A 14,315-nucleotide genomic window follows, 5' to 3' on the forward strand; every position below is an offset into this window, starting at 1 on the left:
AGCGAGCTGAGGAACCCTATGGTTTACTCCTATACCGAGAAAAAACGTATTCGTAAGGACTTTGGTAAGCGTCCCCAAGTGCTGGACGTACCATACCTCCTTTCTATCCAGCTTGACTCGTTTCAGAAGTTTATCGAGCAAGATCCGGAAGGCCAGTACGGTCTGGAAGCGGCTTTCCGCTCTGTGTTCCCGATCCAGAGCTACAGCGGCAACTCCGAGCTGCAGTATGTCAGCTACCGTCTGGGTGAGCCGGTATTTGACGTCAAAGAGTGTCAGATCCGCGGCGTAACCTATTCCGCTCCGCTGCGCGTGAAGCTGCGCCTGGTGATCTACGAGCGTGAGGCGCCGGAAGGCACCGTTAAAGACATCAAAGAACAAGAAGTTTACATGGGTGAAATCCCGCTGATGACCGAAAACGGTACTTTCGTCATCAACGGCACCGAGCGTGTTATCGTCTCTCAGCTGCACCGCAGCCCGGGCGTATTCTTCGACAGCGACAAGGGTAAAACCCACTCTTCAGGTAAGGTGCTGTATAACGCACGCATCATTCCTTACCGCGGTTCCTGGCTGGACTTTGAGTTCGACCCGAAAGACAACCTGTTTGTCCGTATTGACCGCCGCCGCAAGCTGCCGGCCACTATCATCCTGCGCGCGCTGGATTTCACCACCGAGCAGATCCTCGATCTGTTCTTCGATAAGGTGATCTTTGAAATTCGCGACAACAAGCTGCAGATGGAGCTGGTACCGGAGCGTCTGCGCGGTGAGACCGCCTCTTTTGATATCGAGGCTAACGGTAAGGTCTACGTTGAGAAAGGCCGCCGTATTACCGCCCGCCACATCCGTCAGCTGGAAAAAGATGATGTTAAGCTGATCGAAGTCCCGGTTGAGTACATCGTCGGTAAAGTGGCCGCCAAAGATTACATCGACGAAAGCACCGGTGAGCTGATCTGCGCCGCCAACATGGAGCTGTCGCTGGATCTGCTGGCCAAGCTGAGCCAGTCTGGTTACAAGCGTATCGAAACGCTGTTCACCAACGACCTGGATCACGGTCCGTACATGTCCGAGACCCTGCGCGTCGATCCGACCAACGATCGCCTGAGCGCGCTGGTAGAAATCTACCGCATGATGCGCCCAGGCGAGCCGCCGACCCGCGAAGCCGCCGAAAACCTGTTCGAGAACCTGTTCTTCTCTGAAGATCGCTACGATCTCTCTGCGGTCGGCCGCATGAAGTTCAACCGTTCTCTGATGCGTGACGAGATCGAAGGCTCCGGTATCCTGAGCAAAGACGACATCATCGAGGTGATGAAGAAGCTCATCGATATCCGTAACGGTAAAGGCGAAGTCGACGATATCGACCACCTGGGCAACCGTCGTATCCGCTCCGTGGGCGAGATGGCGGAAAACCAATTCCGCGTTGGCCTGGTGCGCGTTGAGCGCGCGGTGAAAGAGCGTCTGTCTTTGGGCGATCTGGATATGCTGATGCCGCAGGACATGATCAACGCCAAGCCGATTTCGGCGGCGGTGAAAGAGTTCTTCGGCTCCAGCCAGCTGTCCCAGTTTATGGACCAGAATAACCCGCTGTCTGAGATCACCCACAAGCGTCGTATCTCTGCGTTGGGCCCGGGCGGTCTGACCCGTGAGCGCGCCGGCTTTGAAGTGCGAGACGTACACCCGACCCACTACGGTCGCGTATGTCCTATCGAAACGCCGGAAGGTCCGAACATCGGTCTGATCAACTCCCTGTCTGTGTACGCACAGACCAACGAGTATGGTTTCCTGGAAACCCCGTATCGCCGCGTGCGTGACGGTATCGTGACCGACGAGATCCATTACCTGTCTGCCATCGAAGAAGGCAACTTCGTTATCGCCCAGGCGAACTCCAACCTGGATGATGAAGGCCGCTTCGTTGAAGATCTGGTGACCTGCCGCAGCAAGGGCGAATCCAGCCTGTTCAGCCGTGATCAGGTTGACTACATGGACGTTTCCACCCAGCAGGTGGTTTCCGTCGGTGCGTCCCTGATCCCGTTCTTGGAACACGATGATGCCAACCGTGCCCTGATGGGTGCGAACATGCAGCGTCAGGCCGTACCGACCCTGCGCGCCGATAAGCCGCTGGTTGGTACCGGTATGGAGCGTGCGGTTGCCGTTGACTCCGGTGTAACCTCCGTCGCCAAGCGCGGTGGTATGGTGCAGTACGTGGATGCGTCCCGTATCGTCATCAAGGTTAACGAAGATGAGATGTTCCCGGGCGAAGCCGGCATCGACATCTACAACCTGACCAAGTACACCCGTTCCAACCAGAACACCTGCATCAGCCAGATGCCGTGTGTCTCACTGGGTGAGCCGATCGAGCGTGGCGACGTGCTGGCCGACGGTCCGTCCACCGATCTGGGCGAACTGGCACTGGGTCAGAACATGCGCGTGGCGTTCATGCCGTGGAACGGTTACAACTTCGAAGACTCCATCTTGGTCTCCGAGCGCGTGGTACAAGAAGATCGCTTCACCTCTATTCATATCCAGGAACTGGCCTGTGTGTCCCGCGACACCAAGCTGGGGCCGGAAGAGATCACCGCCGACATCCCGAACGTCGGTGAGGCCGCACTTTCCAAGCTCGACGAATCCGGCATCGTCTATATCGGCGCCGAAGTTAAGGGTGGCGATATCCTGGTCGGTAAGGTAACGCCGAAAGGTGAAACCCAGCTGACGCCGGAAGAGAAGCTGCTGCGCGCCATCTTCGGTGAGAAGGCGTCTGACGTGAAAGACTCTTCTCTGCGTGTGCCGAACAGCGTTTCCGGTACCGTTATCGACGTACAGGTCTTTACCCGCGATGGCGTGGAAAAAGACAAGCGTGCGCTGGAAATCGAAGAGATGCAGCTGAAGCAGGCCAAGAAAGACCTGACCGAAGAGCTGCAGATCCTGGAAGCCGGTCTGTTTGCCCGTATTCACGACGTGCTGGTTGCCGGCGGTGTGGAAGCGGAAAAACTGGAAAAACTGCCGCGTGACCGTTGGCTTGAGCTGGGCCTGGCCGATGAAGCCAAGCAAAATCAGCTGGAGCAGCTGGCCGAGCAGTATGACGAGCTGAAGGCTGAGTTCGAGAAGAAGCTGGAAGCTAAGCGTCGTAAGATCACCCAGGGCGACGATCTGGCGCCGGGCGTGCTGAAGATCGTTAAGGTGTACCTGGCGGTGAAACGTCAGATCCAGCCGGGCGATAAGATGGCAGGTCGTCACGGTAACAAGGGTGTTATCTCTAAGATCAACCCGATCGAAGATATGCCTTACGATGAGAACGGCACGCCGGTCGACATCGTACTGAACCCGCTGGGCGTACCGTCACGTATGAACATCGGTCAGATCCTGGAAACCCACCTGGGTATGGCGGCGAAAGGCATCGGCGACAAGATCAACGCCATGCTCAAGCAGCAGCAGGAAGTGGCCAAACTGCGTGAGTTCATCCAGAGAGCCTACGATCTGGGTGACAACACCCGTCAGCAGGTGGATCTGAACACCTTTAGCGATGACGAAGTCCTGCGTCTGGCGGAAAACCTGAAGAAGGGTCTGCCGGTTGCAACGCCGGTATTCGACGGTGCTAAAGAGCGCGAAATCAAGGGTCTGCTGGAGCTGGGTGGTATCCCGACCTCCGGTCAGATCACCCTGTATGACGGTCGCACCGGTGAGCGTTTCGAGCGTCAGGTAACCGTGGGTTACATGTACATGCTGAAACTGAACCACCTGGTCGACGACAAGATGCACGCGCGTTCCACCGGCTCCTACAGCCTGGTTACCCAGCAGCCGCTGGGTGGTAAGGCGCAGTTCGGTGGTCAGCGCTTCGGGGAGATGGAAGTGTGGGCGCTGGAAGCCTACGGCGCCGCCTACACCCTGCAGGAAATGCTCACCGTCAAGTCTGATGACGTGAACGGCCGTACCAAGATGTATAAGAACATCGTGGATGGCAGCCATCAGATGGAACCGGGCATGCCGGAATCCTTCAACGTACTGTTGAAAGAAATCCGCTCGCTGGGCATCAACATCGAGCTGGAAGACGAGTAAGCACTCGAATCCGTACCGATCACAGGGCGCCCGTTACGGCGGGCGCCTTAAGAGTTCTCACTCCGACGGGAGCTAATCCGTGAAAGACTTACTGAAGTTTCTGAAAGCGCAAACCAAGACCGAAGAGTTTGACGCGATCAAAATTGCGCTGGCTTCGCCAGATATGATCCGTTCCTGGTCGTTCGGCGAAGTTAAGAAGCCGGAAACCATCAACTACCGTACGTTCAAGCCGGAACGTGACGGTCTTTTCTGCGCCCGTATTTTTGGGCCGGTGAAAGATTACGAGTGCCTGTGCGGTAAGTACAAGCGTTTGAAACACCGTGGCGTCATCTGTGAAAAATGTGGCGTTGAAGTGACCCAGACCAAGGTTCGCCGTGAGCGCATGGGTCACATCGAGCTGGCCTCGCCGACCGCACACATCTGGTTCCTGAAGTCCCTGCCGTCCCGTATTGGTCTGTTGCTGGACATGCCGCTGCGTGATATCGAACGCGTGCTGTACTTCGAATCTTATGTCGTCGTCGAAGGTGGGATGACCAACCTGGAGCGTCGTCAGATCCTGACCGAAGAGCAGTATCTGGACGCACTGGAAGAGTTCGGTGACGAATTCGACGCCAAGATGGGCGCCGAGGCGATCCAGGCCCTGCTGAAAGGGATGGATCTGGAAGCCGAGTGCGAGCAGCTGCGTGAAGAGCTTGGTGAGACCAACTCCGAGACCAAGCGTAAGAAGCTGACCAAGCGCATCAAGCTGCTGGAAGCGTTCATTCTGTCTGGCAACAAGCCGGAGTGGATGATCCTGACCGTGCTGCCGGTATTGCCGCCGGATCTGCGTCCGCTGGTCCCGTTGGATGGCGGTCGTTTCGCGACCTCCGATCTGAACGATCTGTATCGTCGCGTGATCAACCGTAACAACCGTCTGAAGCGCCTATTGGATCTGGCCGCGCCGGATATCATCGTACGCAACGAAAAGCGTATGCTGCAGGAAGCGGTCGATGCGCTGTTAGATAACGGCCGTCGCGGTCGCGCCATCACCGGCTCTAACAAGCGTCCGCTGAAGTCTCTGGCCGACATGATCAAGGGTAAGCAGGGTCGTTTCCGTCAGAACCTGCTGGGTAAACGCGTCGACTACTCTGGTCGTTCCGTTATCACCGTCGGTCCGTACCTGCGTCTGCATCAGTGCGGTCTGCCGAAGAAGATGGCGCTAGAGCTGTTCAAGCCGTTCATCTATGGCAAGCTGGAGCTGCGTGGTCTTGCTACCACCATTAAAGCGGCCAAGAAGATGGTCGAGCGTGAAGAAGCCGTGGTATGGGATATCCTCGATGAGGTGATCCGCGAGCACCCGGTCATGCTGAACCGTGCGCCGACCCTGCACCGTCTGGGTATCCAGGCGTTCGAACCGCTGCTGATCGAAGGTAAGGCCATTCAGCTGCACCCGCTGGTGTGTGCGGCATACAACGCCGACTTCGACGGTGACCAGATGGCGGTACACGTACCGTTGACCCTGGAAGCCCAGTTGGAAGCGCGTGCGTTGATGATGTCCACCAACAACATCCTCTCTCCGGCGAACGGCGATCCGATCATCGTTCCGTCTCAGGACGTGGTATTGGGTCTGTACTACATGACCCGCGACTGCGTGAACGCCAAAGGCGAAGGCATGGTGCTGAGTGGCCCGAAAGAGGCCGAGCGTATTTATCGCGCCGGTCTGGCGTCGCTGCATGCCCGCGTTAAAGTGCGTATCACCCAGTACAGCAAAAGCGCCGATGGCGAGATGGTTCCGAACACCGGACTTATCGACACCACCGTTGGCCGCGCTATCCTGTGGATGATCGTGCCGAAAGGTCTGCCGTACTCTATCGTTAACCAGCCGCTGGGCAAGAAAGCCATCTCTAAGATGCTGAACGCCTGCTACCGCGCGCTGGGTCTGAAGCCGACCGTTATCTTTGCTGACCAGATCATGTATACCGGTTTCGCCTATGCGGCGCGCTCCGGTGCGTCTGTCGGCATCGACGACATGGTGATCCCGGAGAAGAAAGCGGGGATTATCGCCGAGGCCGAAGCCGAAGTAGCCGAGATCCAGGAGCAGTTCCAGTCTGGTCTGGTGACCGCCGGCGAACGTTATAACAAGGTCATCGATATCTGGGCCGCGGCGAACGAGCGCGTGGCCAAGGCGATGATGGAAAACCTGTCTACCGAAACCGTTATCAACCGCGATGGCGAAGAAGAGCGTCAGGTCTCCTTTAACAGCATCTTTATGATGGCCGACTCCGGTGCGCGTGGTTCTGCCGCCCAGATTCGTCAGCTGGCCGGTATGCGTGGCCTGATGGCGAAGCCGGATGGCTCCATCATCGAAACGCCGATCACCGCAAACTTCCGTGAGGGTCTGAACGTACTGCAGTACTTCATCTCAACTCACGGCGCGCGTAAAGGTCTGGCGGATACCGCACTGAAGACGGCGAACTCCGGTTACCTGACCCGTCGTCTGGTCGACGTGGCCCAGGACCTGGTGGTTATCGAGGACGATTGTGGTACCCACAACGGCATCGTGATGACCCCGGTTATCGAAGGTGGCGACGTTAAAGAACCGCTGCGTGACCGCGTTCTGGGTCGTGTGACGGCAGAGGAAGTGCTGAAGCCGGGTACGGCGGATATCCTGGTGCCGCGCAACACCCTGCTGAACGAAAAATGGTGTGACCTGCTGGAAGAGCACTCTGTCGACAGCGTGAAAGTGCGCTCCGTCGTAAGCTGTGAAACTGACTTCGGCGTGTGCGCCCACTGCTACGGTCGCGATCTGGCCCGTGGTCACCTGGTGAACAAGGGCGAAGCCATCGGCGTCATCGCGGCACAGTCCATCGGTGAACCGGGTACCCAGCTGACCATGCGTACCTTCCACATCGGTGGTGCGGCATCGCGTGCGGCGGCAGAGTCCAGCATTCAGGTGAAGAACAAGGGTAACCTGAAGCTGAGCAACGCCAAGTTCGTGGTGAACTCTGACGGTAAGCTGGTTATCACCTCACGTAACACCGAGCTGAAGCTGATCGACGAATTCGGTCGTACCAAGGAAAGCTACAAGGTGCCTTACGGTGCTACGCTGGCCAAGGGCGATAGTGCCGAGGTGAACGGCGGTGAAACGGTCGCCAACTGGGACCCGCATACCATGCCGGTTATCACTGAGGTTAGCGGCTTCATCCGCTTCGCCGATATGATCGACGGCCAGACGGTAACCCGTCAGACCGACGAGCTGACCGGTCTCTCCTCTCAGGTGGTTCTGGACTCCGCAGAGCGTACCGGCAGCGGTAAAGATCTGCGTCCGGCGCTGAAGATCGTTGACGCCAACGGTGATGACGTGCTGCTGCCGGGTACCGATATGCCGGCCCAGTACTTCCTGCCGGGTAAAGCGATCGTGCAGCTGGAGGATGGCATTGCCATCAGCGCCGGTGACACCCTGGCGCGTATTCCACAGGAATCCGGCGGTACTAAGGATATCACCGGTGGTCTGCCGCGCGTTGCCGACCTGTTCGAAGCCCGTCGTCCGAAAGAGCCGGCGATCCTGGCCGAGATCAGCGGCGTGGTTTCCTTCGGTAAAGAGACCAAGGGCAAGCGCCGCCTGGTGATCACGCCGCTGGATGGCAGCGATGCCTACGAAGAGATGATTCCGAAGTGGCGTCAGCTCAACGTGTTCGAAGGCGAACGCGTGGAACGCGGCGACGTGATCTCCGACGGTCCAGAGTCTCCGCACGACATCCTGCGTCTGCGCGGCGTGAACGCGGTAACCCGCTATATCGTTAACGAAGTCCAGGATGTATACCGTCTGCAGGGCGTTAAGATTAACGATAAGCACATCGAAGTTATCGTGCGTCAGATGTTGCGTAAGGCGACCATCGCCAATGCCGGCAGCTCCGAGTTCCTGGAAGGCGAGCAGGTGGAAGTGTCCCGCGTCAAGATTGCCAACCGCCTGTTGGAGTCTGACGGCAAGATTGCCGCGACCTATATGCGCGATCTGCTGGGTATCACCAAGGCGTCTCTGGCGACCGAGTCCTTCATCTCCGCGGCCTCCTTCCAGGAGACCACCCGTGTGCTGACGGAAGCGGCCGTTGCCGGTAAGCGTGATGAGCTGCGCGGCCTGAAAGAGAACGTCATCGTGGGCCGTCTGATCCCGGCGGGTACCGGCTATGCCTACCACCAGGATCGCATGCGCCGTCGCGCTGCCGATACCTCTAGCGCACCGCAGGTGAGCGCGGAAGAAGCCAGCGCCAACCTGGCCGAGCTGCTGAACGCGGGTCTGCTGGGTGGCAATGACGACTAACGAGTCTGTGTGACAGTATGAAAAACCGCTCTTCGGAGCGGTTTTTTTTTGCCGATGAAACCCCTCTGCCAGGCAGGGGGCTATTTTGCCTGTGGGGCGGGGAGAGGCCGCGGAACGTTAGACGTCGTGTGCGCGCCGCCCCCGATCCGCGGTGGCAGAGTATCGGTCGCCGCCAGCCAGCCTGGTGCCCGGGTAATGGCGCTGATCAGCGCGATGTTGCCGGCGCCGCAGCAAAAATAGGCTGGCGTATTACGACCCCTTATGCTGCGGCACGCTGTCGGCGACGTCCGCCAGATAGATTTCGCTGCCCTGCTCCCGGAACTGCTGTGCCATTTGTGCCATGCCGGGGTCGGCCTCCTGCTGGCGCGCGGCGTGCTCGCGTACCTCTCGAGATATCTTCATGGAGCAGAACTTCGGCCCGCACATCGAGCAGAAGTGGGCGAGCTTACCGGATGCCTGCGGCAGGGTGGCATCGTGATAGGCGCGCGCCGTCACCGGATCGAGCGCCAGATTGAACTGATCCTCCCAGCGGAATTCGAAGCGGGCCTTGGACATGGCGTTATCGCGAATTTGCGCGCCGGGATGTCCCTTGGCCAGATCGGCGGCGTGGGCCGCGATCTTATAGGTGATGAGCCCCTGCTTGACGTCATCCTTATCGGGCAGTCCCAGGTGCTCCTTGGGCGTGACATAGCACAGCATCGCGCAGCCGAACCAGCCGATCATGGCGGCACCGATGCCGGAGGTGAAATGGTCGTAGCCGGGCGCGATGTCGGTCGTTAACGGCCCCAGGGTATAGAAGGGGGCCTCGTGGCAGTGGCTGAGCTCTTCTTCCATATTTCGCTGGATCATGTGCATGGGGACATGGCCCGGCCCCTCGATCATCACCTGCACATCGTATTCCCAGGCGATGCGGGTCAGCTCGCCCAGGGTATGCAGCTCGGCGAACTGGGCCGGATCGTTGGCATCCTGGATCGATCCGGGCCGCAGGCCGTCGCCGAGTGAAAGCGCGATGTCATAGGCACTACAGATCTCGCAGATCTCGCGGAAGTGGGTATAGAGGAAGTTCTCCTGATGGTGCGCTAGACACCACTTGGCCATGATGGCGCCGCCGCGCGATACGATACCGGTCAGGCGCTCGGCGGTCATCGGAATGAAGCGCAGCAGCAGGCCCGCGTGCAGAGTGAAATAGTCCACGCCTTGCTCCGCTTGCTCCAACAGGGTATCGCGCAACAGCGGCCAGTCGAGATCCTCGGCGACACCGTTGACCTTCTCCAACGCCTGATAAATCGGCACGGTGCCGATAGGGACTGGGCTGTTACGTAAGATCCATTCACGCGTCTCGTGAATATAGCGGCCGGTAGAGAGATCCATCACGGTATCGGCGCCCCAGCGGGTGGCCCACACCAGCTTTTCGACCTCTTCCTCTATAGAGGAGGTGACAGATGAGCTGCCGATGTTCGCGTTGACCTTCACCAGAAAGTTACGCCCGATAATCATTGGCTCTGACTCGGGGTGGTTAATATTGGCCGGAATGATGGCGCGCCCGGCGGCGACCTCGTCCCGGACAAACGCCGGCGTGATATTGTCCGGCAGGTGGGCGCCGAAGGCGATCCCCGGGTGCTGCTGACGTAAAACGGCACTGCGAATGCGCTCGCGCCCCATATTCTCACGCAGCGCGATAAACTCCATCTCCGGGGTGATGATACCCTGTCTGGCATAGTGCAGCTGCGTGACCCGGTGTCCCGGCCGCGCGCGGCGTGCGGGAGAGCGCTGGTCAAAACGCAGCGTCTCCAGATCCTGATCGGCTTGGCGGCGGCGGGTATAGTCTGAGCTGCGCCCCGGCAGGATCTCGCTGTCGTTGCGCTCCGCAATCCAGGCGCGGCGTATGGCTGGCAGCCCGCGGCGCAGATCGATCTCCGCCTGCGGATCGCCATAGGCGCCGGAGGTGTCGTACACCGCAATCGCCTCATTATCACGCCACTGCGGCTGCTCTGGCGTCCCACCGATCAGGGTGGGGCTCAGGGCAATTTCGCGCAGGGGGACTCGGAGATCCGCGCGTGAGCCCTGTAGGTAGATGCGTTGGGAGCTGGGATAGGCTTGCGCCTGGAGAGTATCGATAAAGGCCTGAGCCTGAGCTCGGCGCTGGCGACGCGGTGCGTCGCGGTGAGTAACGGTAGACATAGCAAATTCCTGCCATCAACGGTGTTACAGGGAAAAATTGCTTGTCTGGAGCTCGGAGAGGAGTAATGAATAGTGGTGAACGTTGCAAAAGGGCCTGAGCCCGGTTCAGCGTGATAATTACTCTTGTTCCCTTCGTGGGTATTAACCCAATCAGGTTCCGCGGATCCCGAATCAACGGTCTCAGCCTGTGATACGGCGTATCAGCTAGGCACTCCGACAAGATAGCGCAGCGCAGGCGGAGCCTATGCTGCGGGAGCCAGTGTAAGGAGCGGCCTGCGAAACTGCAAGCATTGTTAATAATATGTTTAGTAATAACGTAGAATTGATGCGGCGCTGCCTGCGCAGGGGAGGTCAGCGCGTCCATCGAGCGTAAGGGGTGTATACGGTGACAGTGGCACAGCAAGTGAGTGACGGTGATAGCGGTTGGTGGGTGGTCAGCGATCGGGGGCGTATCTGGCTGCCGGAGGGCGAACTGCCATACGGTAGCGCCGCGCAGTGGCATTTGGTTGGCAAGATGGCGTATCGCATCGGCGAGTGGCAGGGCATGCCGGTATGGCTGCTGTGCCTGGCGTATCCGCAGGACATGGTATCGGTGCGCCAGCTGATCGATACCGATCGCGGCCTGTTTCAGCTGGTCGGGCGCGGCGTGCAGCTGGCGGCATTTTTTCAGTCCCACCGTTTCTGCGGCTACTGCGGGCATCCGATGCACGCGAGCCAGCAGGAGTGGGCACGCCTATGCACCCATTGTCAGCAGCGCTATTACCCACAGATCGCACCCTGCATCATCGTTGCCATTCGCCGTGATGATCATATTCTGCTGGCGCGGCATAATCGCCACCGTAACGGAATCTATACCGTACTGGCGGGCTTTGTCGAAGTGGGAGAGACCCTGGAGCAGGCGGCGGCGCGGGAGATTTTTGAGGAGAGCCGGCTGCAGGTGAAGAATCTGCGCTATGTGACCTCACAGCCGTGGCCGTTTCCCCATTCGCTGATGATGGCTTTTCTGGCCGACTACGCCGCCGGCGATCTGTGCCACGATCCCAAAGAGCTGCAGGAAGCCGATTGGTATCGCTATGATCGTTTGCCACAGCTTCCCCCTGCAGGCACCGTGGCCCGCCGCCTGATCGAAGACACCGTCGCGCTGTGCCGGGCGCAGCATGAATAAGCAGCGCGCATGTTACAATGCCATCAAATAATAATGGGAGCCGAAGGATGACCGAACTGAAAAACGATCGCTACCTGCGCGCGCTGCTGCGCCAGCCGGTTGATGTGACCCCGGTATGGATGATGCGTCAGGCGGGGCGCTATCTGCCGGAGTACAACGCCACCCGCGCGCAGGCCGGTAATTTTATCGCCCTGTGCAAAAATGCCGAGCTGGCCTGCGAGGTAACGCTGCAGCCGCTGCGTCGTTTCCCGCTGGATGCGGCTATCCTGTTTTCTGACATACTGACCGTGCCGGATGCCATGGGGCTGGGGCTCTACTTCGAGACCGGCGAGGGGCCGCGCTTTACTCATCCTGTGACCTGTCACGTGGATATCCAACGGCTTCCGATCCCCGATCCTGAACAGGAGCTGGGCTATGTCATGGACGCGGTGCGTACCATTCGTCGCAGTCTGCGCGGTGACGTACCGCTGATCGGCTTCTCCGGCAGCCCCTGGACGCTGGCGACCTATATGGTAGAGGGCGGCAGCAGCAAGGCCTTTACTAAAATTAAGAAGATGATGTACTCCGATCCGGCGGCGCTGCATCTGCTGCTGGATAAGCTGGCGCAAAGCGTCATTCTGTATCTGAATGCGCAGATCCGCGCCGGGGCGCAGGCGGTGATGATCTTTGATACCTGGGGGGGCGTGCTGACCGGGCGCGACTATCGCGAGTTCTCTTTGCGCTATATGCACCAGATCATCGATGGCTTACAGCGTGAGAGCGAAGGTCGTCGGGTGCCGGTGACGCTATTCACCAAGGGCGGCGGTCAGTGGCTGGAGGCGATGGCTGATACGGGCTGTGATGCCTTGGGACTGGACTGGACCTGCGATATCGCGGATGCCCGCCGTCGGGTTGGCGATCGGGTGGCGCTGCAGGGCAATATGGATCCCTCTCTGCTGTATGCGCCGCCGGCGCGCATTGAGCAAGAGGTCGAGACGATCCTGGCCGGCTTCGGGCAGGGCGAGGGACACGTGTGCAACCTGGGGCACGGTATTCATCCGGATGTCCCTCCCGAGCACGCCGGCGTGTTTGTTGATGCGGTGCACCGGCTGTCCGTACCTTATCATCGCTGATGGGACATTAACCGATGGATTTGCAGGCGTTACGCAGTGAGCAGCGGGCCCGGGCGGTACAGGTGGAGCGGGCGGATCGCTGGGAGACCCCGGTATTGATCGCCGGCGCCGACGTTGGGTTTGAGCAGGATGGCGCGGTGACCCGCGCCGCACTGGCCGTACTGCGCTACCCTGAGCTGACGCTGGTGGAGTATCAGGTCGCCCGCATTGAGACCCTGATGCCCTATATTCCCGGCTTTCTCTCGTTTCGTGAGTATCCAGCTCTGCTACAGGCGTGGGGGCAGCTGCGGCACCGCCCCCAGCTAGTGATGGTGGACGGTCATGGGATCGCCCACCCGCGCCGTCTTGGGATTGCCAGCCACTTTGGCCTGCTGGTCGATGTGCCCACTATCGGGGTTGCCAAACGGCGTCTGTGCGGACAGTCGGCGCCGCTGGATGAGACGCCGGGGTCGGTGGTGGCGCTCATGGATGGGACCGAGCAGCTTGGTTGGGTGCTGCGTAGCAAGGCTCGCTGTAACCCGCTGTTCATCTCCGGCGGCCATCGCGTGAGTACGGACAGTGCGCTGGCGTGGGTACAGTGCTGCCTGCGCGGATACCGCCTACCGGAGCCGACTCGCTGGGCCGATGCCATCGCCTCGCGACGCCCGGCCTTTCTACGCTGGCAGGCCGCCCAGCCGCGATCGGCGGTTCAGGTGGAATAAATGTAAACGGATGATGGATAAAGATTCCTATAATCAGGCGCAGTCGTAGGGTTTTTCCCGCAATTCGGTTAGACTGCGCCGCAGATAATCGAGAGAGACTTCAGCATGCTGCGTAATCCCATTCATAAACGTCTGGAAAAGTTGGAAAGCTGGCAACAGCTGACCTTTATGGCTTGTCTTACTGAGCGGATGTACCCCAACTACCAGGCTTTTTGCCAGCAGAGCGCCTTTGGCGAGGCGGCAGTGTATCGCCGTATTCTGGATCTGGTCTGGGAGCTTCTGACGGTGAAAGACGTCAAGATTAACTTCGACAGCCAGCTGGAAAAGCTAGAGGCGGCGATCCCCGATGCCGATGCCTACGATATGTATGGCGTCTATCCGGCGATCGATGCCTGCGTTGCGCTGAGTGAGATCCTGCACGCGCAGCTGGGCGGCGAGATGCTGGCGCATGCCATTGCCGTGAGCGAAACCTCTCTGTATACGGTTGGCATGCTGGAAATGACGCAGTCTGGGCGCGAAATGAGCGACGATGAACTGAAGACATTACCGGCGATCCAGGATGAACTGGACATTCAGTGGGAGATTTATCGCCTGCTGAGCGAAGCGGAAGAGCGCGATCTGGAACTGATAAAAGGGCTGCGCGCAGACCTACGTGAGGCAGGTGTGAGCAATATTGGTATTGAATTAGCGCAATAAGACGGCAAAACGTGATTTAACACCTGATTTGTCGCCCTATAAGGCTTCACATTCGCCCCCCGCTTGTTCTACATTTGGGGGGCGTAAAAGAAGTGGCTATCGGTGCGTGTATG

General features: G+C 59.1%; 7 protein-coding genes and 1 riboswitch. Of the genes, 6 read left to right on the plus strand and 1 reads right to left on the minus strand.

Features of this window, described 5'->3' with window-relative positions; genetic code table 11:
• The first annotated feature begins 18 nt into the window (after nt 1-18).
• On the plus strand, nt 19-4,047 hold the full coding sequence (gene rpoB / locus ETEE_RS08745) for a DNA-directed RNA polymerase subunit beta (RefSeq protein ID WP_034165782.1): 4,029 nt from the start codon (nt 19-21) through the stop codon (nt 4,045-4,047).
• A 79-nt stretch (nt 4,048-4,126) separates the two neighbouring features.
• Nucleotides 4,127-8,347, plus strand: coding sequence for a DNA-directed RNA polymerase subunit beta' (gene rpoC, locus ETEE_RS08750; RefSeq protein WP_034165781.1), 4,221 nt, complete (start codon nt 4,127-4,129; stop codon nt 8,345-8,347).
• A gap of 249 nt (nt 8,348-8,596) precedes the next feature.
• On the opposite strand, the gene thiC is transcribed toward rpoC, so the two are convergent.
• Entirely contained in the window at nt 8,597-10,528 is a 1,932-nt protein-coding gene (gene thiC, locus ETEE_RS08755; RefSeq protein WP_034165780.1) for a phosphomethylpyrimidine synthase ThiC, read from the minus strand.
• A gap of 110 nt (nt 10,529-10,638) precedes the next feature.
• Nucleotides 10,639-10,754, minus strand: a riboswitch (TPP riboswitch).
• A 165-nt stretch (nt 10,755-10,919) separates the two neighbouring features.
• Between thiC and nudC the strand changes: the two genes are divergently transcribed.
• The 4 genes from nudC (at nt 10,920) to ETEE_RS08775 (ending at nt 14,202) form a co-directional block, all read left to right on the plus strand.
• Nucleotides 10,920-11,693, plus strand: coding sequence for an NAD(+) diphosphatase (gene nudC / locus ETEE_RS08760; RefSeq protein ID WP_034165784.1), 774 nt, complete (start codon nt 10,920-10,922; stop codon nt 11,691-11,693).
• 47 nt (nt 11,694-11,740) lie between these two features.
• Complete coding sequence (gene hemE, locus ETEE_RS08765; RefSeq protein WP_034165779.1) at nt 11,741-12,805, plus strand: uroporphyrinogen decarboxylase; 1,065 nt, start codon at nt 11,741-11,743, stop codon at nt 12,803-12,805.
• 14 nt (nt 12,806-12,819) lie between these two features.
• A complete protein-coding gene (gene nfi, locus ETEE_RS08770; protein ID WP_034165778.1) occupies nt 12,820-13,506 on the plus strand; it encodes a deoxyribonuclease V in 687 nt (228 codons plus the stop codon).
• A 105-nt stretch (nt 13,507-13,611) separates the two neighbouring features.
• Complete coding sequence (locus ETEE_RS08775) at nt 13,612-14,202, plus strand: YjaG family protein (RefSeq protein WP_034165777.1); 591 nt, start codon at nt 13,612-13,614, stop codon at nt 14,200-14,202.
• Nucleotides 14,203-14,315 lie beyond the last annotated feature (113 nt).

The organism is Edwardsiella anguillarum ET080813, from assembly GCF_000264765.2.
In the GTDB taxonomy this organism is placed as follows: Bacteria; Pseudomonadota; Gammaproteobacteria; order Enterobacterales; family Enterobacteriaceae; genus Edwardsiella; species Edwardsiella anguillarum.

Bases quoted from the DNA above. Each gene is read 5' to 3' on its own strand.
- hemE (WP_034165779.1), top strand. From the start codon at position 11,741: ATGACCGAACTGAAAAACGATCGCTACCTGCGCGCGCTGCTGCGCCAG.
- rpoB (WP_034165782.1), top strand. From the start codon at position 19: ATGGTTTACTCCTATACCGAGAAAAAACGTATTCGTAAGGACTTTGGT.
- nfi (WP_034165778.1), top strand. From the start codon at position 12,820: ATGGATTTGCAGGCGTTACGCAGTGAGCAGCGGGCCCGGGCGGTACAG.
- thiC (WP_034165780.1), bottom strand. From the start codon at position 10,528: ATGTCTACCGTTACTCACCGCGACGCACCGCGTCGCCAGCGCCGAGCT.
- ETEE_RS08775 (WP_034165777.1), top strand. From the start codon at position 13,612: ATGCTGCGTAATCCCATTCATAAACGTCTGGAAAAGTTGGAAAGCTGG.